Below are 22,853 nucleotides of genomic sequence, written 5' to 3'. Positions count from 1 at the left end.
ATTGGTCTACTTTTTAAAAGGGGCCTATGAGAATTAAGTTGTCAATCGTCAATTCTCAATTGTATAAGTATTATGTAACAATATGTCTTACGAATTAACAGAATATTAATAAAATATACACTTTTATGATGAAAAACCTCTAAATTTAAAAAGATTGTTAATATATTAAGAAATTTCCAATAAAAATATGTATTTTTTATAAAATTTTTTATAAATATACTTGAATATGGATTGAAATAGTAATATAATAAAAGTGCAAAATAAATAAAGAGATATATAGCCCCCTTTTTATTTATTTCAGGCAGCCCAACCCCAAGGGCTGTCGCATATTTATTGCATGTCGAATTTTGTTGTAATGCATAGTTTGTCATAAAAAATCTTCTAGTAGCAGAGTCGTACTAGAAGATTTTTTATTTTAAAATATAGTAATGTATTTTATGGAAAGTCGCAGATTAAAAATTATTATTATGCATTTAAATTAATATGCTTATGATCATATAATAGCTTAAGAGTTAATATATAGCTCAATGTAGCCTACACTTTTAATACTCCAATTTACGGTTTAAAATAATGTGAAATTAAGAATTTGCAATTCATAAAGTAAATAATTTTTGAACGTTATTATATTAATAATTGTGTAAAATTATTAAACAATAAATTTTATATAAAAAATTATATAAAATTTTACTATTGCCGATAATTAAATAGATTTCTGTGTATAATGAAAATATATAAGTTAATAATAATATAGATTTTAGAAGATAATAATATATGATAGATGCAATTTTTAGATATATGAATATTATAAAATGTTTCGTGAAGTATATTTAACTTTTAATCAAGGAGGGAAAAGATGAGCATTAGAGAAGTTCTAATTGATTTTATGACAGAACAGGCATATAAGCCTATGAATATACAAGAACTTGCTAAAGTATTTAGCATTGGTAAAAAAGATATTAAAGACTTTAAAAAATTATTAAATGATATGGAAAAAGACGGGCAAATCATTAAAAATAGAGCGGAGTTTTATGGAATCCCAGAAAAAATGGGATTAGTTTCAGGAACTTTCCAAGGTCATCAAAGAGGATTTGGTTTCGTTATAGCAGATGAGGAAAGACCAGATATATTTATACCTGCAAACAATGTTAAAGGTGCAATGCATGGAGATAGGGTAGTAGTAAAAATTTTAAAGGATGAAGACAAAGGACGAAAATGTGAAGGGGAAATAATAAGAATAATCGAGAGAAAAAATAAGAAGCTAGTAGGAATATATGAAGATAGTAAAAATTTCGGGTTTGTAGTACCTGATGATCGAAAAGTAGCTCAGGATATATTTATTCCAAAGGGCGAGAGAAATGATGCAAAATCTGGTCAGATTGTTGTAGTTGAAATAACTAAATGGCCAGAAAGCAGAAGAAATCCTGAAGGTAAGATTATCGAAATATTAGGTAATAAAGGTGATAGAGGAATTGATATCTTAACTATTATAAGAAAGCATAACCTTCCTGAGGATTTCCCAGAAGATGTTGAAAAATTTACACTTGATATATCTGAGGAAATACCTAAAGGAGAATATGAAAGAAGACGTGATTTAAGAGACGTAAAGATGGTGACCATAGATGGAGAGGATGCAAAAGATTTAGATGATGCTGTTTCTATAGAAATGCTTTCAAATGGAAACTTTAAATTAGGAGTTCATATTGCAGACGTATCTCACTACGTTAAAGAAAGAAATCCATTAGATAAGGAAGCCTTTAAAAGAGGAACTTCTGTTTACTTAATAGATAGAGTTATACCAATGCTTCCTAAAAAACTTTCAAATGGTGTATGCAGTTTAAATCCTAAAGTGGATAGATTGGCATTAAGTTGCTTTATGGAAATAGATTCTAGTGGTAAAGTTTTAAATCATGAAATAACAGAAAGTATCATTAAAACTAATGAGAGAATGACTTATACAGATGTTACTAAAATTTTAAGAGATAAAGATGAAGAAACCATAAAAAAATATGAATATCTTCATGAAGATTTCAAAAATATGGAGAAACTTTTTAAAATCTTAAATAAGAGAAGATTTAAAAGAGGATCTATAGATTTTGAATTTGAGGAATCAAAAATTATCTTAGATGAAAACGGAAAACCTATTGATATTAGACCTTATGAAAGAGCTATTTCAAATAGAATCATAGAAGAGTTTATGTTAGTTTGTAATGAAACTATAGCTGAGCATATGTTCTGGCTTAATATGCCTTTTGTATATAGGGTCCATGAAGATCCAGATGAAGAAAAATTAATGCATTTTAATGAATTTGTCTACAACTTAGGATATTTTATAAGACGAACTTCAGAAGTTCATCCAAGTATGCTTCAAGAAGTTTTAGAAAAAGTAAAAGGCCAAAAAGAAGAAATGGTAGTAAGTAGATTATTGCTTCGTTCAATGATGAAAGCTCGCTATTCACCAGAATGTTTAGGACACTTTGGATTGGCAGCTAAGTACTATTGTCACTTTACTTCACCAATAAGAAGATATCCTGACCTTATAATTCATAGAATAATTAAAGAGAGCTTAAATGGTGGATTAAGTGATTCAAGAGATAAAAAGCTTAGAAAAATAGTTGAGGATGCTTCAAAACAATCCTCTGATACTGAAAAAATTGCAGTAGAGGCGGAAAGAGAAGTAGATGACCTTAAGAAAGCTGAATATATGTCAGAAAGAATCGGAGAAGAATTTGAGGGTATTGTATCTTCAGTTACTAACTTTGGTATGTTTGTAGAATTACCTAATACAATAGAAGGATTAGTTCATATAAGCTTTTTAGATGATGACTACTATAGCTATGATGAAAAACGTATATTACTAATAGGTGAAAGAACTAAGAAAGTATACAGATTAGGTGATGAACTTAAAGTAAAATGCTCTAAGGTTGATCTAGAAGCTCATGAAGTATATTTTGAGATAGTTAAAGATGAAAATGAAGAAGAAGAGCTAGCTTTAAGTGACTATCCTGTATTACCTCTTGATGAATTTAAAGAGGAATATTCATTATTAGAAAGTTATGATATAGAAGAATAAAAAACTAAAAGTCATGGATAACCATGACTTTTTTGTGGCTTTGTCGAAAACTTGAAAATACTTAGAAGTAAAGTATTTTTTGGTATATTATTTTCTTTTAGATGCCTAATATCGTTCCATATAATTGTATTATCGGGGAAAACATACTATAATATACAGTATATCGATATTAATTTTATACAAAATTAGAGTATTTTTATATAAAATTTGTTTTGAAAGAAATGGAGGGAGATTTTATGGGTATTTCATTAAAAAAAGGACAAAAGGTGGATCTAACAAAAGGTAATCCAGGACTAAAAAATTTATTAATTGGACTTGGATGGGACACTAATAAATATGATGGTGGTTATCAGTTTGATTTAGATGCAGCAGCATTTGCTCTTGGAGAAGACGGAAAAGCACAAAGTGAACAGGATTTTGTATTCTTCAATAATTTAAGACATAGCTCAGGCTCAATAATACATTTAGGAGATAACTTAACAGGTGAGGGAGACGGTGATGATGAGCAAATAACAATTGACTTATCTAAAATTCCAGCCAATATAAGCAAAATTGATTTTACCGTAACAATTTATGATCCAATAACAAGAGGTCAAAACTTTGGACAAGTATCCAATGCTTTTGTAAGAGTATTAAATGCTGATAATAATACTGAATTAATCAGATATGATTTAGGAGAAGATTTTAGTATTGAAACAGCTGTTATAGTTGGAGAAATATATAGAAATAATGGAGAATGGAAATTTAATGCAATAGGAAGTGGCTTTGAAGGCGGATTAGAAGCACTATGTAGAAATTTTGGGTTAAACGTATAGGACTAGACAATAAAAATTTAGTTTATACACTATTTTAATTTCTATAATAAAAAATCTTTTCTATAGGTGCAAATTAAGAATTAAAGATACGAATTATGGTTAAAGCTCTACCGCAAGGGTCTTTGGAATTTTTGGAATAAATTTTATTTTAAGAAATTCACTAAAGGAGAATTTCATACATAATTCATATTACTAATTATTAATTCTTGATTTTCAAGAGATTAAGCTATTTTTATAAGGGATTTATTTTCTAGAGTATATTTTAGATTTTCATATTGGATGCCTATATAAGGATACTTAACTTAAGTATCTTTCTTCATATATCAAAGTTATGTGGCAATGAGGAGGAATAAAAATGGGAGTAATATTGCAAAAAGGACAAAAGGTTGATTTGACTAAAGGATATCCTAAATTAACAAAAATAATAGTAGGGTTAGGATGGGATACCAATTCATATGACGGAGGATATGATTTTGATTTAGATGCTGCAGCTTTTTTATTATTAAGTAATGGAAGAGTTTCAAAAGATGAGGATTTCGTATTTTATAACAATTTAAGCCATGATTCAAGCTCCGTACTTCATATGGGAGATAATCTTACAGGAGACGGTGAGGGTGATGATGAGCAAATAACAATCGATTTAAGTAAGGTACCATCAAATGTTGAAAAAATAGCTTTTACAGTTACTATTCATGAAGCAGATATAAGACGACAAAACTTTGGACAAGTATCTAATGCTTTTGTAAGAATTGTTGATGAATCAACAGATAAAGAATTACTTAAATACGATTTAGGAGAAGACTTTAGCGTAGAAACAGCATTAGTTGTTGCAGAGATATATAGACATAATGGTGAATGGAAATTTAATGCAATAGGCAGTGGTTTCCAAGGGGGATTAGAAGCACTTTGCAAAAATTTTGGAGTAAATGTATAGGAAATTTAGCCAAAAGGGGTGAGACATATGTCAGTTAATTTACAAAAAGGACAAAAGGTTAGTTTAACTAAAGGCGACCCTTCATTATCTAGAATTGTAGTAGGTTTAGGATGGGATGCAGCAGAACGTAAAAGTGGTGGATTTTTAGCAGGACTTTTTGGAGGAAAATCGGTATCAAATATAGATTGCGATGCCTCAGTATTTATGCTAAACCAAAACGGAAGATTATTAGGTAATAAAAGTGTAGTGTATTTTGGAAATTTAAGAAGTTCTTGTGGCGGAGTTGTCCATACTGGAGATAATCTTACAGGAGATGGTGATGGCGATGATGAGCAAATCATTGTTGAGCTAAGTAAAATAAACCCTAATATTCATAGATTACTATTTACTGTAAACATATATGATTGTATAAGCAGAAAACAAGATTTTGGCATGATAAGAAATGCTTATATAAGAGTAGTTGATGGTAAGACAAATAAAGAATTAATAAAATATAATCTATCAGATGACTACAATGGTAGGACATCACTAATGGTTGGAGAGTTGTATCGTCATGATGGTGAGTGGAAATTTTCTGCTTTAGGTGAAGGTACAAATGATACAGGTCTTCAGGACATTGCAAATAGATTAAGATAGTGTATTTTTAAAATTTAGAAGATTAATAAAGAGGTGTAAAAATGAAATTCTTCAAAGAGTCAAAAGAAGAGGTCTTGAAAGAATTGGATGTAGATTCGTCTCAGGGATTATCTGATGAGGAAGTTAAAAAAAGAATTGAGAAATATGGACATAATCAATTCACTAAACAAGAAGAAGGTAGCCTTTGGGATGATATTAAGGATGCAATAGCAGAACCTATGATGATAATCCTTTTGATTGCTGCTGGTGTAAGCGCATTAATAGGTGAATATCATGATGCAATTGGAATTATCTGTGCTATAGCACTAGGTATAACTATTGGTATCGTAACAGAAGGAAAATCTAAAAAAGCAGCAGAAGCCCTAGCTAAGATGACAGAGGATATTGAAGTTAAAGCAATTAGGGGTGGAAAAATACTACAGGTTAATAAAAGTGAACTTGTGCCTGGAGATATAATCATGATTGAAACTGGCGATATGGTGCCAGCAGATGCTAGATTAATTGAAAGCTTAGATTTAAAAGTAAGAGAAGATATGTTAACAGGAGAATCCGATGACGTATCTAAAAATGCAGACAACATAATAGAAATGGAAGTTATAGAGTCTGAAGGAAAAAGTATAGTTCAAGACCCAATTCCAGCAAAACAAACTAATATGATATTTGGTGGTACTCTTGTAGCTTATGGAAGAGGTAAAGCTGTAATAGCCTCAACAGGAGATCATACAGAAATGGGTAAAATTGCAGCTAGTCTTGTAGAAGATGATGAAGAAACTCCTCTACAAATTAAATTAGGGGAATTAGGTGGACAAATTTCAAAGGTATCTAGTGCTATAGCAGCATTATTGTTTATTGCGATGGTTGCAAAGATGATATTATCAGGTGCATTACATATAGATACTTCAGGATTTATGCCATTTTTAGATTCTATAGGTCCAGTTAAAACAGCATTTGTAGTATGCGTTGCTTTAATAGTTGCAGCAGTTCCAGAAGGACTTCCAACAATGATAAATATGACATTAGCAATAACAATGCAAAAAATGGCAAAAATTAATGCTCTTGTTACTAAAAAGGAAGCTTGTGAAACAATAGGAGCTGTAAGTGTAGTATGTTCTGATAAAACAGGTACATTAACACAAAATAGAATGACAGTAGAGAAAGTTTATTTAAATGGAGAATTTGCTCAAAAATCTGAGCTTACTAACGATAATTTCTTCATTGATAACTGCATTGTAAACTCTACAGCAGATATTGAAGCTGAAGGAAACTCTTATAAATATTTAGGAAGTGCTACTGAATGTGCATTACTTCTTTGTAATGATCCACATAACTATAAAGAAAAAAGAGATAGTGCTGACATAGTACATCAAATACCATTTACTTCAATGCGTAAGAGAATGGTAACTATTATAAAAAATGGCCAAGACTCTGTGTTACTTTCTAAGGGAGCACCAGAGATCATTTTAAGCCTTTGTAAGTATGAGCATATAAACAATGAAGTAAATGAGCTTACAGAGAAAAGAAGAAGCGAAATTTTATCAGAAATAGAAAAATTACAAAGTCAATCAATGCGTATTTTAGGATTTGGTTATAAATATATGCCATCAGAATTAGCAGAGGTTGCAGTAGATACAATGGCTACTGATCAATTTGAAGAGAATTTAATCTTCACAGGCTTTGTTGGAATTAAAGATCCACTAAGACCAGAAGTTAAGGAAGCTGTAGAGACAGCAAGAAAAGCTGGAGTGCAAACTAAAATGCTTACTGGAGATAACATTAATACTGCAGTGGCAATTGGTAAAGAGTTGGGAATAGTAACTGATAGCATGAGAGCTGTTGAAGCAACTTTCATTGATACTTTAAGTGATGAAAGACTTAGAGAAGAAATAAAAACAATTTCAATAGTTGCTCGTTCAAAACCAGAAACTAAAATGAGAATAGTTGATGCTCTTCAACATAATGGAGAGGTTGTTGCAGTTACTGGAGATGGAATTAATGACGCGCCAGCATTAACTAAGGCAGATGTTGGAGTAGCAATGGGTATTGCTGGAACAGAAGTTAGTAAGAATGCAGCAGATATAATTCTTACAGATGACAGTTTTGGTACTATTATAAAAGCTATTAAATGGGGAAGAGGAATATATGAGAACTTCCAAAGATTTATCCAATTCCAAATTACAGTTAATATAGTTGCCTTTCTTATAGCTATTATTTCTCAGCTTACAGGCCATGAAATGCCGTTTACAACTATTCAATTACTATGGGTTAACATTATAATGGATGGTCCACCAGCATTAGCATTAGGTTTAGAGCCAGTAAGAGATAAGGTGTTAAAGAGAAAGCCAGTCAATAGAAAAGCTAATATAATTACAAAACAAATGTTAACTACTATAATATTAAATGCATTATATATAACAGCATTGTTATTTATGCAAATGAATTTTAATATTTTAGGCGCTGAAGTAGCACCTGCTTCAGCTAATGGATTTGTACCTAATGAAATGGAAACTGTATTATTTGGTACATTTGCATTTAGTGCATTATTTAATGCCTTTAACTGTAGAGAATTTGGTAAAGACAGTATAATACCAAACTTTACACAAAATAAAATTGCTCTAAGAATCATAGCGATAACTGCTATAGGACAATTAATACTTACAGAAGTATTTAAAGATTTCTTTAGTGCAGTAGCATTAAGTCCAATGATGTGGTTAAAGATTATAGGATTATGTTCAACAATTGTAATAGTTAATGAATTAGTTAAACTAGTACTTAGAACATTTGGAGCAAAAGAAGATATGAATATAGAAGGTAAAATTTCAGCTTAATAGAAGTTTTAGTTTTTATAATCACATATGAGAATAATAAAAAGCAGCTACAGATTTAGATTTTGTAGCTGTTTTTATTTTAGTTAAAGTTCATAATTATGTTACAGACCCAGGGGCTTCATCAATGGAGAATTCAAAATTGACAATTCATAATTAAGGAGGAAATTATTTTAGGTAAAATAATTTCTTTAATGTACTTTTTGACTAGCAATGTAAGTGCTAGTTTTTTTCACCTCTGGGGAACAGTAGTGAAGCCCNNGCAGTATAGTTCGGAACAAAAATTAAAGAATTTAAACTAGTATTATGGAGATAAGCAATATAGTTAAAATATCGTTTAATGTTGCAGACATACTACCATATCATACTGCACCCCAGGGGTCTATGTAGAAAGTAGTTATAGATTTAGATTTTGTAACTACTTTAATTTTATTTAAAACTTATGATTTTGTTATAGACCCCAGGGGTGGAAGGTAATGCTGAGAAATATCCATAATTTTGAATTATAATAAGTGGTTTAGAACTTTTTCTAATATTTCTTCAGAAGCTTTAACTCCTATATTTTTAGTAATATAGATATTTTTATAGTTGTCAATTAGTAGTTTTTCTCTCATTGAAGAATGTTTAGGTACCATTCCAACAGTAGAGTTTATAAGCATAGGTAGATCAAATTCAGAATCTCCCGAACTATATAAATCGTAGTCATTTTCAATGTCCATTATATGCTCAAGAGGTAAATATTTGTTAATACATATAGGAATTATATATAATTTTCTACCATGAATTATTAAAGTGTAATCACTGTCTAAACAAATGGTTTGGGCCTTTTGGATAAGGGTATTATCTAAAAGATCTCTATCTTTTAAAATAGCACATAAATATAGATCTTCACAAAGAGAATAGGATTCTATATAAGAGCTATTGATTAGGAAATCACAATACCTTATCATCAAAGTTAAAGGTGAAATTTTATTTAGTTTTTCTTTTATTATTTTATCCCAGCTGTGAAGAGGTACACCATCTTTAAGTATAACTCCACCATTACACACAACAGCATATTTAGGAACTATTTTGCTATTAAAGAGTTCTATTCTTTTAAACTGGTGCTGTACTCTTGTGGTTATGGTAATAAATGTCAAATTCTTATTTATTTCATATAATAAATTTTCAATTTTTGCCGATATATATGAATTAGGAATATGATTTTTAAATTCAGCTATAAGGAGATTATTTGTATCACATTCTTTAAATTCTTGAAAAAATTTCTTAGAATATATAAGTGTTCTGTCTAAATCTGAAGCATAAATCATCTTGTCATCTCCCTAATAATTCCACAGCAACTGTAAGACATATCACTATAAACCATTATAGGAACCTTTCTATCTTCAGCAAGCTTATATATATGGATAAGATTTGGATTATCTAGAGAATCTACTAGTATTCTCCAAGGTACTCTTCTAAGTAGTACTCTGGTGGTTTCTCCAATACCAGGTTTAATATGATTGATGTTCTTAATATTAAATAATTCTTTTATATGATTTACTTCAGAAAGACCTCTATAATCTACAATAGCATCTTTCACATTTATAACAAAATCCTTTCCAGCTGATGTTAGCTCATTAAAACACTTAGATATTTCATCAATAAAGAAATTTGATACATCAATCTTTGACCATTCACTATAAAATTTAGCACCATGAAAGTCATCTTTAAAGATAAATTTATCATTATGAACTGTTCTGCTCACAAGGCCGGATACAGTAGAATTAAGACAGGCACTAGGAATGAGAAAATCCTCTCTTGTTCCATATATCTGTGATGCATATGCTGGATCTGAAAGAACCGCAAGGTTTGGATCTAGTTTAATTCCATATTCCTTATAAAAGTCATTACAAGAAGAAATTAGGGTATCTTGAATAACTCCTTTTCCAGTCCAGCCATCAATAAATTGTATATTACAGTTTTGATGATTATTTATAATATATTTTATAGCATTTTTATCTACGCCTTTATCCCTAATTATTGAAATGCTGTAATGTGGAAGATCTAATTTATACTTTAGTTTTATATATCTTTTTATTAAAATCCCAATAGGGGTACCAGCCCTGGCAAGAGATACTAAAACTAAATTATCCACATTTTTATTTAAAATTTTTTCACTTACTATTTGAATTAAATTAGCTATTTTATTCTTTGAATGTTGTAGAGTATTACGGAATATATTCATATATTCTTCACTAGGATGATATTCAATAGGTAACATTTCTGAATAATGAGTACCTGAATCTATTGCTATCTCTCTTGTTAAATTATCCTCTTCTTTAATTAGTTTACTAATATCTTTTAACAAAAATATTACATCAGAAGTATTATAACTTCCAGAAAATCTAGTATAATTCATCATATAAACCACCTTAATTAACTTTTAAAGGATACAAAGATAACCTTTAAAATTCCTAAGTTCTTTAATTTTTCTAATAAACTTTCTTTACTTTTGTTACCTAGTGGCTTTTCAGTAAAATAAACTAAGTTTTTATAAGTTCCACTAGGAATATTATAAATATAATTTTTATTAGATTTATTAAATAGTGAATCTAGTTCTATTTTATTTTTTATCCCATAGAACTCATAGCTATTATCACAATATATTGGGCTTATAGTAGATGAATGGAAAAGTACATTATCCCCTAAATTGCAAGCTACAAGGCTTGGCATAAATATAAACTCTTCATGTCCAAGGCATAAAGTAGCACTATCATCAATTTTATCCTTAATTATTCCTGTGATTTTCCCTACTTCCCTAGATAAATTATTCCAATCGTAAGGAGTCATACCAAATCTACCACTATATCTATGAAATTCATCTATATTTTCTTTATGATCTATTAGTACTTCCTCAGAAGAAATTGTATTATCTAAAGGTATGGTATCAATTTTAACTTCAGTTACTTCACCGGATTTTTCACAATTAAAATTTCCCTTGATTAAAGAAAACGCAGATAAGTTGATAGTATCTATATCACTAAAAAGTTTTAAATTATCAGCACTTCTCCAATCTAAAATAGATATAATAGAAAAGCTATTGCACTTTAGATTATTATTAAGTTCTTTTATAAGATTCAATGAAGTTTTACCAGTAGTAATTTCATCATCTACAAGTACAATTTCGTCACAATTCATAAGCAGCTCATTATTAAGAGGATACATAAGATGATCAACAGCATGAGAATGTTCCTCTTTAAAAAGACAATAGGATTTTAATGAAAGTAACTCATCTCTAGTAGTTTGAATGTAATAAGCATTTTCAAAAGAAGATGCAACAGCTTGTCCTAAAGCGGTAGCTGTTTTAGCAAATCCTATAAATAATGTTTTTTTATCTAAGGTTAGTTTTTTATTTAAAATACGCAAGCTATCTTCTGAAATTTTATTAGTGGAATTAGTATTAAGATTTATTAAATCATTAACTAAAGGTTCTATATTATTGTCCACTATATTATTTTTTTTAGAAAAATAATCTCTTGCAAGAATATTTCCTATAAGCCTTAAGTTATATGGTGACATAGGTACATGTTTTCCAATAACTTTGCTAACAAATAAAAAACTCCTTTTAGGATTTTTTCTTGCTGCTACAGAAAATAAGGCATTGTAGGGAATATTATATTGATTTTCTGTTATTTCTATATCTAACTGTAATTTATTTTGTATATTAAAGTTGAGATGATCTTGACAGTATGTCTTTGTAAGTAAATCCATTATTTAAAACCCCCATAATCTTTGCTCTAAGTAAAATATTTTTAGCCCATATTAAATGAGGCTTAACTTCATTCATTTTATTATTAAAATTGCTCTTTAATACACCATTACTAGAAGAATCAACTATTTTTTTAGCATCCATATAGTCTTCATAGGTAACAACATATAGGGAGTTAACTACATTCACTTGCTTTGGATGTATTACCACTTTGCCAGTTAACCCATTTATAATATCTAAGTGTACTTCTTTAATAAGGCCAGATAATACATCTATATTGTGAATATCATAATATTCATGTACAACTCCTGATATTACAAAGCCTTCTGGTTTAAATATATTTATAATATCACTTATACAATCACTAATGGATACTACATCATATATAGTATCACCGATCCCACGCCTAATTCCTAAAATACCACATAAATCTGTTCCACCAATTCTTATGTTTAGTACATATGAATTATATTTTTTTAAGATATCTCTAATTCTTATAAGTTCATTAAATCTATATTCTTTGTATAGAATTTCATAGGATTCTAAAATTGGCATTCCATAAAGATGTGTATTATTTTCCAAGTTATACTTTTCTAGCTTATCAAAATATTTTGCTCCTATAGAAGCTGTGAATTTTGGAAAAACAAATCCGCAAAGTGCAGATTTAGGACAATTCTTAAGACAGAAGTCAAATTGATTAACATTTCTAACCCTTATAAATAAAAGAGGAAGATCTTCTAAGGAAATCTCATCTTTTGAAAGTGCAGTTTCTATTTCTATAAATGTTTCAATAAGATTTTTTTCTGCTATAGTAACATCTGAATCGGATACAGCATCTTCTAAACAAATTATTATAGTATTTGCGCCTAATTTTTTCTGAGCTAATATATTATTAAATAAATTCTCTTTTAGAGGATTTATATAAAGTGTAGCGCCTAAGGAATGAGATAATATTTCCTTTGAAGAATGTAATGAATATTCTTCTGGTGGAATAAAAAATATATCTTTGTAATTGTCTATATGTCGAAAATAATTCATGTGATAACCCCCGTCTAGTTAAGGCAATTTTTATATGCCTAAGTAATTTAAAATATAACAAACTTCTATAATTACTATAATATAAAATTTTTCTAATTAATATGACCAAAAATAATAACATTTTAAAATATATTTATTGAAAATTGTGGAGTAAAATATCTATAGATATTTTAAGGTATAGCTAATAAAATTTTATAACATATGGCATATAATATTCTTAAAATGCAAATTAAGGGAAATCACAAATAAAGTGACTTCCCTTAAAAATTTATATATTATCAATACTATTTAAAAACAGATTATTTTAATATTTATACTTATTTATTATTTAGCTGCCCAAATATCTATTTCGATTTTTAATTCTGGTAACCCTAATGCTGTAATATAAGCAATTGTCATTGATGGTGAGGGCACATTAAATAAATGGTTCCATAAATCATCAAAGTAATCCCAATCAATTTCTTCAGTTGCCCAGATATTAACTTTTACAACATTTTCAGGCGACAAATTTTGGCTTTTTAGCAAATTAGAAATGTTGTTTAAGGTATTTTTAACTTGTTCATTAAAATCCTCTGGAATATTTTCATTAATATCAATTCCAATCTGTCCAGAAAAGCTATACCATTCGGCATTTCTAGCAATACGTGTTACATGACTATAGTTGCCAACTGGCTTCGGATATTTTGATGGGTTTAACCTTGTAACTACTTTTTCATTATTATTTATATTATTCTTCATCTCTATTACTCCTTTAAATCTAATAGAATGTTCAAGCAAATTTAATATCAAATCATTTTGAACATATTCTAACTATTTTCTTTTATTGATACTTGAATAAATAGGCGCAAATACCTATAATTAGGCATAGTTATCCCTTACCCAATAATTTTAAAAGAAAACAGCAGTCGAGTATCCAATACCGAAAGATAAAGTCTTTATTGATCTTTTTTTCATTTGAATACCCTCCCTTAAATTTATAGTTAGTAATAGTATACTAATATTTGTTAATTTAACATAAAAATTTTCAATAGTCAATAAATTATATCTACGCTTTAATTTATTACTATGGATGAGAGATTTTCATAATATATATTTATAGCTAGAAAAATTTATGAAAAATAGATACAAACGGCACATTTTACTGTGAATATTAATTGATATATGTAAAATTTTAAATATTTATTGTTATAATTTTAATAAAATGGTATAATACTAAGTGAAATATTATGATTAAAAAAAGGAGGTCGCAAGTATATGATAAATATTGCAAATTTAGCTATAAGACTAACAACAACTAAAAATACAATATTAAATGGAATTAAAAATAGCGACCCGATGAGCTTTAATTGTAATACAATAATTTAGAGTTAAATTGTTATTGTGATTATAAATGTCACGGGCAAAATAAAGTTCCGTGACTTTTTATATTATATATTAGCTTTTAAAAGCGATATACATCTGTAATTTACGTACATAAGAAAAAAGGTCATGGATTAATCCATGACCTTTTTTCTTTTTTAATATTGCTATAGATAGACTATCTTAGAAATTAATGCATAGCCAAATATAACTACACCTTTGAGTTTTTCAATTTACAACTCAACGTTAAGGTAGAAATTATTTTTGATCAAAGTAATTTCTTTAATGGATTTTTTAACTAGCAATACATTTGATAGTTTTCCACCTCTGGGGAACAGTAGTGAAGCCCTTTAGGGTTCCCCTGAGGTGCAGTATAGCTTGGAACAATACACTAATGCTATGGAGAGGCTACATTTGCTAGTGTTTACTACTACGGCTAATCAATTCTAAATTTCTCAGTTATCACTGAGAAATATCCGAAATTGTGAATTGTGAATTGTGAATTTTGAATTTAGTAGTTTTAGTGGCAATACCAATAAGCGTTAATTATTCTCAGAGATAGATTAGATTTAGAGTTAGTATATCTATAGATAAGGAGGTGAAAATTGTGAAAAGATATGAAGAAGTAGACGTTAAAACCATCTAGCTAGCTCATTTGGTGGTTAAAAATCCACGGACCTAGGTTTTTAGCCATTTAAAATTAAGTATCTTCAAATTTTAGATATTTAAATGGGTTACAAAATCATCAAATGAGCAATAGGAGAGGGTTAAAATGTTAGTACAATTAAATAATATAGGAAAAAGCTTTAATGGAGAAATTTTAATTTCAAATATAAATTTAAAGGTTGAAGAGTCAGAAAAAATAGGCTTAATAGGAGTTAATGGTGCAGGAAAATCTACACTATTAAAAATGATCTATGGAGATCTCTCACATGATGAAGGAGAGATAATAAAATCTAGAGGAAAAACCTTTGCTTATTTAAAGCAAGATAGTGGTTTGAGTTTAGAAAACTCTATTAAAGAGGAGATGCTTTCTGTGTTTAATGAACTTTTAAATGTAGAAAAGGAATTAAGACAATTAGAAAAACTTATGTCATCACAAGAAATTATTGAAGATTATGAAAAGTTAGAAAAAGTTATGAAGAAATATTCATCTAAAACTGATTATTTTGTTATGCAAGGTGGATATGAAATAGAAGCGAAAATCAATACCATATTAAATGGAATTGGATTTAAAAATTTTGATTTAAATATTGAAGTTTCAAAGCTAAGTGGGGGACAGAAAACAAAGCTTTCATTAGCAAAAATACTTTTAAATGAGCCAGATTTATTGATGTTAGATGAGCCTACAAACCATCTTGATTTGGAAGCTTTAAATTGGTTAGAAGGTTATTTAAAAAGTTATAAAGGTGCAGTTTTAATAGTTTCTCATGATAGATATTTCTTAGATTCTACAGTTTCTGTTATATATGAAATAGAAAGAGGAAAATCCAAGAGATATACTGGCAACTACTCAAAGTATGTTTCGCTTAAAGCAGAGGAGAAAGAGCTTCATATAAAAAATTACGAAAGACAACAGGAGGAAATAAAAAGACTTCAAACTTTTGTTGATAAGAATATAGTAAGAGCCACTTCTTCTAAGGCAGCTAAAAATAAGAGAAAAGTTATAGAAAGAATGGAAAAAATAGATGTGCCCCTAGGAGAATTAAAAAAGGTTAATATGAACTTTGAAATTAAGAATAAATCTTATAAAGAAGTGCTTGAGCTTAAAGAAGGTATTTTATCTGTAGGTGAAGGGGAAAATAAAAAAATACTCATTGAAGATTTAAGCTTTGACCTTACAAGAGGAGATAGAGTGGCATTAATAGGGCCTAATGGAGTAGGAAAAACTTCATTATTAAAGGCTTTAATAGGAGATTTACAGCTAGAGCATGGTTCAATTAATTGGGGCAAAGATATCCATATAGGTTACTATGATCAAGAGCATGAAAAGTTAAATCCTAATAATACTGTATTAGAAGAAGTGTGGGATGATTTTCCTACTATGAAAGGAAGTAAAATACGCGGAGTATTAGGAAGATTTTTATTTTCAGGTGAAGACGTATTTAAAAAAATAGGAGATTTAAGTGGTGGAGAAAAATCAAGGGTAGCACTGTCTAAACTCATGCTTATAGAAGCAAACTTACTACTTTTAGATGAACCTACAAACCATTTAGATTTGCAGAGTAAGGAAGTAGTAGAGTCTGCTTTAAAGGACTATGAAGGCACAATTTTATTTATATCTCACGATAGATATTTTATAAATAAAATTGGAAACAAAGTGATGGAACTTACAAAAGAAGGAGTAAAATGCATTAAGGGAAACTATGACGATTACATCAATGGAGAAACTATATAAATTAAGAATTAAAAATGAAGANNGGGAACAGTAGTGAAGCCCTTTAGGGTTCCCCTGAGGTGCAGTATAATTCGGAACAATATCCAAAAATTTAAACCAACATTAATGGAGAAACTATATAAATTAAGAATTAAAAATGAAGAATGAAGAATTTATGAAGATTTCTCCTTTGTGGGAGAAATCACAAATTGATTTCTTTTTTCGAGTTATAAAGTAATTTCTTATAATAAAAAAGATAGCAATAAAATTGCTAGTAAAAAATCTATTAAAGAAATTAGTTTCACTAAAACTAATTTCATCATTAATTTTTAATTCTTCATACTTAATTCTTAATTGCCACAAGTTGGTTTTACAGTAATTTTTTAAAATTGACAAAAAATAGTAGGAGTTATATAATTATTATCTAAAGAACATTTAAAAGCAGGTGTTGAAATGGCAAAGAAATTAGGAAACAAAACATTAGTTGAAAATAGAAAAGCAAGACATGATTATTTTATAGAAGAAGCTATGGAAGCAGGAATAGCTCTTGTAGGGACAGAAGTTAAATCTATAAGAGCAGGAAAGGCAAACCTTAGAGATAGTTATGCAGACATTAAAAATGGAGAAGTTTTTATAAAGAATATGCATATAAGTCCATATGAACAGGGCAACATATTCAATAAAGACCCATTAAGAGAAAGAAAATTACTTTTACACAAATATGAAATTGAAAAGCTTTTAGGATACACTGCTCAAAAGGGGTATACCCTTGTGCCATTATCTCTATACTTAAAGGATGGCAAAGTTAAGGTAAACCTAGCAGTAGTTAGAGGTAAAAAAGACTATGATAAGAGAGATGCAATGCTTGAAAAGGCTGCTAAAAGAGATATAGATAGACAAATGAAGGAGAAATATAAATAATTAATAAACCTTTCTAGTCTATCCATGAATTTCAGCTTGATATAATCATTGAAATCATATATCATAATCTATGCAAGCTACAACTTGCACAATTGAAATTTGGCTATGGACAATTATAAAAACTTCTCTTTTAAAAATAGAAGTTTTGAGCTAAATCGATTAAAGAAATTAATTGATCACAATTAATTTCAACATCAATTGTCAATTGTCAATTTTCCATTCTCAATTGTATAAGGTTGACATAGCATATTAATTGCTATAAAATAAGTATACATCATAAAAATTAAATATAGACTGCGTTAAAAAAACACATAACATGGGGGCGTACTTGGTTTCGACGGGGGTACGTGGCACCTGGGAAGCGAGTCGAGGGAGCCTGTGGGCCCGCGTTAAAAAACTACGGGAATAAAGATAAACGCAGAAGATAATTTTGCATTAGCAGCTTAGTCTGCTACGTTCTACCTTTGAGTACCGCGGCTTAGGATAGGGCGCCGACAGCGGTGAACCGAGTCTAGGAAAGCTTTGACCTAGAAACGGAAATTATGAAGCTACTGAAAGTGAAACCTGGTTGGTAGGGGTTCACTGGAGGGAATGTTAAAATACCAACTGCACTCGGAGATGCCTAGATGTGATGGCTTTCGGACAGGGGTTCGATTCGTGAAAGAGTCGCCTTTGAGAGTGATCTCAAAGTGAAAACTTGGCTTTATCGGTGAAACCTTAACACGTGACGGTGAAGGCAATACCGAGAGGTATGTGAGGAAACTCAACAGCCTTGTATCGACTCATAGGCTTCTAATCTAACAACTAAGTTAGCAAGAAGTACTAGGATGGAAGTTACAAACTAAACTACAACTTTCATAATACGCCAAGGAACTTAAGATAAATTAAGTTCAAAATATAGTCAGCACCATTAGAAATAATGGAAGAGGGTGTCCCCTCGCCTCCACCAATGAAACCCTCGACTAATTTGATTAGTCGAGGGTTTTTCCTATGTATGAGATTAGAATTATTTTGAGTGAATTATACTATAAATGATGTAAACAAAATAATGTAAATGGTTTGTAGAAGATATTAATATTGCTTGAGATATGATGAAGGTATCAATAGAAGTTAATATCGTTATTTAGGTTATAAGAAATTATAAATTTACTTAGTTGTCGAAAAAAGTAAAATGAAACGGACAAGCGGGGCGTTTACATAAGAACTTATGTTCTGTATAATATAAGATATAAAAAAAGTATTGGACCAATTCGACATTTAATGATATACTTATTAAGTGAAAATATTAGTGAGGTGTAACTATGAGTAGGATAGCTATTTCGTTTTTTGCAGGGGCTGGTGGGTTAGATATTGGGATACATGATGCTGGTTTTGATGTAAGACTAAGTGTAGAATTAGAAGAAAAGTACTGCGAAACTTTAAAAATAAATAATCCTACCTTTAATGTAGTGAATGCGGATATAATGGAATATTCTAAAGAGAAAATTTATAAAGATGCAAAATTATCAAATAATGAAGAAATAGATTTAATCTTTGGAGGTAGTCCGTGTCAAAGCTTTAGTACAGCTGGGAAAAGGAAAGCTTTTTCTGATGATAGAGGAAAAGCTATGCTTAAGTTTGTAGAGTTAGTGGAAGAAACTAGACCAAAAGCATTCTTACTAGAAAATGTTAAGGGGTTGCTTTCAGCCCCATTAAAACATAGACCGTTAAATGAAAGAGGATCTGAATTTCCACCTTTAGAGAGAGAAGAGCAGAGGGGTAGTGCATTAGAGTATTTATTAAATCAAGTTAAGGATTATAATGTTAAATATAAAGTAGTAAATTCAGCTGAATATGGAGTTCCTCAGAAAAGAGAAAGAGTAATTTTTATTGGTATAAGGAAGGATTTAAACAAGATATATGAGTTTCCTAAAATAACTCACGGCAGCAATTCAGGCAAACCATTTAATACAGTGGGTGATATATTAAACCAATTAAGTGATATTAACCATAACTATGTAAAATATTCAGGGGAACGATTAAAATATATGAAGTTAATACCAGTGGGCGGAGGTAATTGGCGAGATTTAGATGAATCAATTGTTGAGAAAGCAATGGGAGGGGCATTTAAATCCGGAGGAGGCAAGACTGGATATTTCCGAAGAATAAAAGCTAATGAGCCAAGTCCAACATTATTAACATCGCCTATACAAAAAAGTACTAACATAGGGCATCCATATGAAGATAGACCATTAAGTATAGAAGAATATTTAGCTATACAGGGATTTCCTAAAGGCTATATTTTAAATGGGACTATAAATGATCAATATACGCAAATAGGTAACGCAGTACCAGTAGAATTAGCGAAAATATTAGGAAGTAAATTAATAGAAATATTGGAAAAGTAGAAGAATATTCTTCTACTTTTTTATACTATTTAATAGTTTTAATGTATAATAGAATTATATTGTAATAACAGGGATGAGGGGTAATTTTATGAACATTGAAACTAGAAATAAAATAGAATCACATTTAAGAGAAGTAATGAAGAGAATATTAGAAAAAAGAACAATTCAAGAACCATTTAATGAAAATGAAATAAAAAATAAAAATCCTTTTGGATATAGATTAGTGCCAATAGAAGTATGGAAAGGTTCAAAATTTGAACGTTCATTTGTTACATCATTAGGCCAAGGAATTTTTGAACAGATTGCTAAAGTTATAGCTGAAGGTTCAGGGGCTATCGCTGAAAATCAATATGCCAGGTCAATTAGATTAAACACTTGGCAAATGGAGCAAATAGATAATATATTAGAAAAGCAAAGAAAACAAAAGAATACTTCAAAGAATAAGAGAAATAATAGCTTAATCAAACTAAAGACTATAAAGGAAGAACTAAATATTTTAAGAGAATTAGAAATAGAAAGATATCAGGATGTAAATGTATTGTTCGATTTATATATAAAAAGAAAAGATGGACAAGAAGAATACTATTCTTTAAAGACGGTAAAGCCTAATTTAGATCAAACGGAAACTGCAAAGAAAGATATGTTAAGATTGATGACAGCAGAAGATGTAGAAGCGTATTTTGCTTTACCATATAATCCAGCAGGAGAAAGTAAGATTTACAAGACAGCACACGCAATACCGTACAAACTTTTTGACATGGATAATGATGAAAATGTTTTAATTGGTAAGAAACTCTGGAATAAGATAGGCCAAGATGACAAAACATATGATGAGTTATTAGATATTTTCAATATAGTTGGGGAAGAATATGTAACAAGGATTAAAACAGAATATCTAGGCATAAAATAGCATTTAAAAGAAGTTTAAATATATAATTATTAAAGATAGAGTTAATTATGTATTTTTAATGTGATGAAGTGGTATATTAGATGAAAATAATATAAGATTAAGAATAACAAAGTTTCTTTAATAGAATGATAGAAATAACTGTTATACAGATGAGGACTTTAATTTAGAAGACGTTCTAAGAATAGCATATGAAGATGCAATGAGATATTCTAAAGAAAAAGGTTTTTTATGATATAACAATGCAAAAATAAAGTTATCAGTTAATGATGATAAATCAATAGTAGAGTTTTATAGAAGTTTAATATAAAAGAAAAATTACTCCTACTTGTATATTAAGTATACAGATAGGAGTTTTTTATTATAAAAGAGGTAATATTAATCATAGGAATAACTTATTTAAAAGAAAAGGATAAGATTAAATCAATGTCATAGGAGGTACAAGAAACGGTTTTAGGAATACTAAAAGTATTAGAGTCAGAGTATGGAAAAAATAGAAAATACAAAGATGATGGAGGTTATGTAATAGTTGTAGAGAAAAAAGAAGGCTTTAAAGAAATGATGGGTAAAATCTATATTGACTGTGATAATGTTATGGATGAATACGTAGATAAGATAATATATATTAATGACGAAATGTATACTAATTCTTTAACGCTATGCAATAATAACATTGACAGTTCAATTAGAGCTAAAACTACAAAATCTAATAAATTATATTATTGACTAAAAAGCCTCAATTACAAAGTCATAATTAAGGTTTTTTATTTGTAGAAACACGGAAATGCAAAGATGATAAAGAAAGCTATTTACTATCAAGGATAACTCAACTACCACCCGCTTGAAGCAGGTGGGGTGTAATTGCTGCTGAAGCAGCTTAAAATGATTCCGTTGTTTCTGTAACCCATCTATTTCTTGAGCTGCTATATATTCAATTATAACTTCGTCTGTCACATTACCACTACTTGCTGCAAAATATCCTCTTGCCCATAGATGATGTCCCCAAAACTCCTTGTTCAGTTCCTTATATTCCATTAGCAGTTTTCTTGAGCTATATCCTTTTATATATTGTACTGTTTTGCTTACTGGCAGATGTGGCAGAACTGATACCAGTAGATGCACATGATCTTTTGATACATGTTCTGCTATTATTTCTATTTTATTATTTTTATATACTTGTATTATCAGTTCTCGTGTTCTCTCCCCTATTTGCCCACCTAAAACCTTTTTTCTATACTTTGTTATCCATACTATATGGTATTTTAAATCATATGTTGCGTGAGCAGACTGTCTATAATTTTGCATTTATATCACCTCTAGCATTATTTTCTCACTGCTAGTACTTATAAATGCACTATTGCCCGGGTTGACCTAAAGGTTTTGGCTGGAGGCCGAGGAATTTAACCCCATTATACAGACATTAAAGAAAACTAAAAGTGTAAGCATGCATAAAAGGTGCTTAGTAATTGAAACATATTGAAGGTTTTACTAATAAAACAATAGCCGAAATGGAGGAGGTAGAATCCCATGCTGGAGTCAATTATATAAAAAATTATGAATTAAGCGTATTAGCTGGAGTGGAAATGAAATATAGCTCAGGACTAAATTTGATAGAGAGGTTATTGAGATGGGCAAAATCATCAGTGGTTAGCAATGTGTTTTGCTAATTTAGATAAGGTAAGAAATGCTGTAAAGAACTTTATTAATACAATAAATAAACTTCCCACTCAAACTATAGACACGCTATGTGCTAGAATGTAGAAACTTTATTAAAACTTATATATTTAAAAAGTATAAGTTATACTGATAGATACCAGTAACAAATATTAGCTTTTA

At 29.5% G+C, this 22,853-nt stretch carries 16 protein-coding genes, 1 other RNA gene and 1 pseudogene; 12 read left to right on the top strand and 6 right to left on the bottom strand.

All coding sequences use genetic code 11. From position 1 onward, the window contains the following. The first annotated feature begins 853 nt into the window (after nucleotides 1-853). The 5 genes from rnr to B2W91_RS14480 all read left to right on the top strand — a co-directional run bounded on the left by rnr (nucleotide 854) and on the right by B2W91_RS14480 (nucleotide 8,280). Nucleotides 854-3,070 carry a ribonuclease R gene (gene rnr / locus B2W91_RS14500; RefSeq protein ID WP_291582229.1) on the top strand — a complete coding sequence of 739 codons (2,217 nt, stop codon included), beginning with the start codon at nucleotides 854-856 and terminating at the stop codon, nucleotides 3,068-3,070. 236 nt (nucleotides 3,071-3,306) lie between these two features. Further along, nucleotides 3,307-3,885: a TerD family protein gene (locus B2W91_RS14495; protein WP_291582227.1), complete on the top strand. Its 579-nt coding sequence runs from the start codon at nucleotides 3,307-3,309 to the stop codon at nucleotides 3,883-3,885. A 355-nt stretch (nucleotides 3,886-4,240) separates the two neighbouring features. Continuing rightward, a complete protein-coding gene (locus B2W91_RS14490; RefSeq protein ID WP_291582225.1) occupies nucleotides 4,241-4,819 on the top strand; it encodes a TerD family protein in 579 nt (192 codons plus the stop codon). 27 nt (nucleotides 4,820-4,846) lie between these two features. Beyond that, on the top strand, nucleotides 4,847-5,455 hold the full coding sequence (locus B2W91_RS14485; protein ID WP_291582223.1) for a TerD family protein: 609 nt from the start codon (nucleotides 4,847-4,849) through the stop codon (nucleotides 5,453-5,455). A 41-nt stretch (nucleotides 5,456-5,496) separates the two neighbouring features. Further along, nucleotides 5,497-8,280, top strand: a complete 2,784-nt coding sequence (locus tag B2W91_RS14480) for a calcium-translocating P-type ATPase, PMCA-type (protein ID WP_291582220.1) — start codon at nucleotides 5,497-5,499, stop codon at nucleotides 8,278-8,280. A gap of 500 nt (nucleotides 8,281-8,780) precedes the next feature. Here B2W91_RS14480 and B2W91_RS14475 read toward each other — a convergent pair whose 3' ends face one another. The 5 genes from B2W91_RS14475 to B2W91_RS14455 form a co-directional block, all read right to left on the bottom strand. Further along, entirely contained in the window at nucleotides 8,781-9,587 is an 807-nt protein-coding gene (locus tag B2W91_RS14475; protein WP_291582219.1) for a hypothetical protein, read from the bottom strand. After that, nucleotides 9,584-10,681 carry a cysteine protease StiP family protein gene (locus B2W91_RS14470; protein WP_291582217.1) on the bottom strand — a complete coding sequence of 366 codons (1,098 nt, stop codon included), beginning with the start codon at nucleotides 10,679-10,681 and terminating at the stop codon, nucleotides 9,584-9,586. The genes B2W91_RS14475 and B2W91_RS14470 overlap by 4 nt, the downstream gene beginning before the upstream one ends. A 14-nt stretch (nucleotides 10,682-10,695) precedes the next feature. After that, on the bottom strand, nucleotides 10,696-12,030 hold the full coding sequence (locus tag B2W91_RS14465) for a phosphoribosyltransferase domain-containing protein (RefSeq protein ID WP_291582214.1): 1,335 nt from the start codon (nucleotides 12,028-12,030) through the stop codon (nucleotides 10,696-10,698). After that, a complete protein-coding gene (locus B2W91_RS14460) occupies nucleotides 11,984-13,066 on the bottom strand; it encodes an HpcH/HpaI aldolase/citrate lyase family protein (RefSeq protein ID WP_291582212.1) in 1,083 nt (360 codons plus the stop codon). The genes B2W91_RS14465 and B2W91_RS14460 overlap by 47 nt, the downstream gene beginning before the upstream one ends. A 324-nt stretch (nucleotides 13,067-13,390) precedes the next feature. Beyond that, a complete protein-coding gene (locus tag B2W91_RS14455) occupies nucleotides 13,391-13,804 on the bottom strand; it encodes a RidA family protein (protein ID WP_291582210.1) in 414 nt (137 codons plus the stop codon). A 1,393-nt stretch (nucleotides 13,805-15,197) separates the two neighbouring features. Here B2W91_RS14455 and B2W91_RS14450 point away from each other — a divergent pair. The 6 genes from B2W91_RS14450 (at nucleotide 15,198) to B2W91_RS14425 (ending at nucleotide 21,743) form a co-directional block, all read left to right on the top strand. Next, nucleotides 15,198-16,823 (top strand): ABC-F family ATP-binding cassette domain-containing protein, encoded by a 1,626-nt coding sequence (locus B2W91_RS14450; protein WP_291582209.1) that lies wholly within the window; start codon nucleotides 15,198-15,200, stop codon nucleotides 16,821-16,823. 432 nt (nucleotides 16,824-17,255) lie between these two features. Continuing rightward, a complete protein-coding gene (smpB, locus tag B2W91_RS14445; RefSeq protein WP_291582207.1) occupies nucleotides 17,256-17,723 on the top strand; it encodes an SsrA-binding protein SmpB in 468 nt (155 codons plus the stop codon). A 327-nt stretch (nucleotides 17,724-18,050) separates the two neighbouring features. Then, nucleotides 18,051-18,381: a transfer-messenger RNA gene (ssrA, locus tag B2W91_RS14440) on the top strand. Nucleotides 18,382-19,024: 643 nt separating this feature from the next. Further along, nucleotides 19,025-20,110: a DNA cytosine methyltransferase gene (locus B2W91_RS14435; protein WP_291582205.1), complete on the top strand. Its 1,086-nt coding sequence runs from the start codon at nucleotides 19,025-19,027 to the stop codon at nucleotides 20,108-20,110. A gap of 88 nt (nucleotides 20,111-20,198) precedes the next feature. Beyond that, nucleotides 20,199-21,020, top strand: a complete 822-nt coding sequence (locus B2W91_RS14430; RefSeq protein WP_291582202.1) for a TdeIII family type II restriction endonuclease — start codon at nucleotides 20,199-20,201, stop codon at nucleotides 21,018-21,020. A 555-nt stretch (nucleotides 21,021-21,575) separates the two neighbouring features. Next, a complete protein-coding gene (locus B2W91_RS14425) occupies nucleotides 21,576-21,743 on the top strand; it encodes a hypothetical protein (protein ID WP_291582201.1) in 168 nt (55 codons plus the stop codon). A gap of 198 nt (nucleotides 21,744-21,941) precedes the next feature. Here the strand turns inward: B2W91_RS14425 and tnpA are convergent. After that, nucleotides 21,942-22,322 (bottom strand): annotated as a pseudogene (gene tnpA / locus B2W91_RS14420) (IS200/IS605 family transposase); the annotation flags it as partial. Between the two features lie 161 nt (nucleotides 22,323-22,483). Between tnpA and B2W91_RS14415 the strand changes: the two are divergent. Beyond that, nucleotides 22,484-22,684, top strand: a complete 201-nt coding sequence (locus B2W91_RS14415) for a hypothetical protein (RefSeq protein ID WP_291582196.1) — start codon at nucleotides 22,484-22,486, stop codon at nucleotides 22,682-22,684. Nucleotides 22,685-22,853 lie beyond the last annotated feature (169 nt).

The organism is Clostridium sp. UBA6640, assembly GCF_002455975.1.
In the GTDB taxonomy this organism is placed as follows: domain Bacteria; phylum Bacillota; class Clostridia; order Clostridiales; family Clostridiaceae; genus Clostridium_J.
The sequence above is the reverse complement of the archived record's forward strand: the minus strand, read 5'-3'. Positions and strand labels throughout refer to the sequence as shown.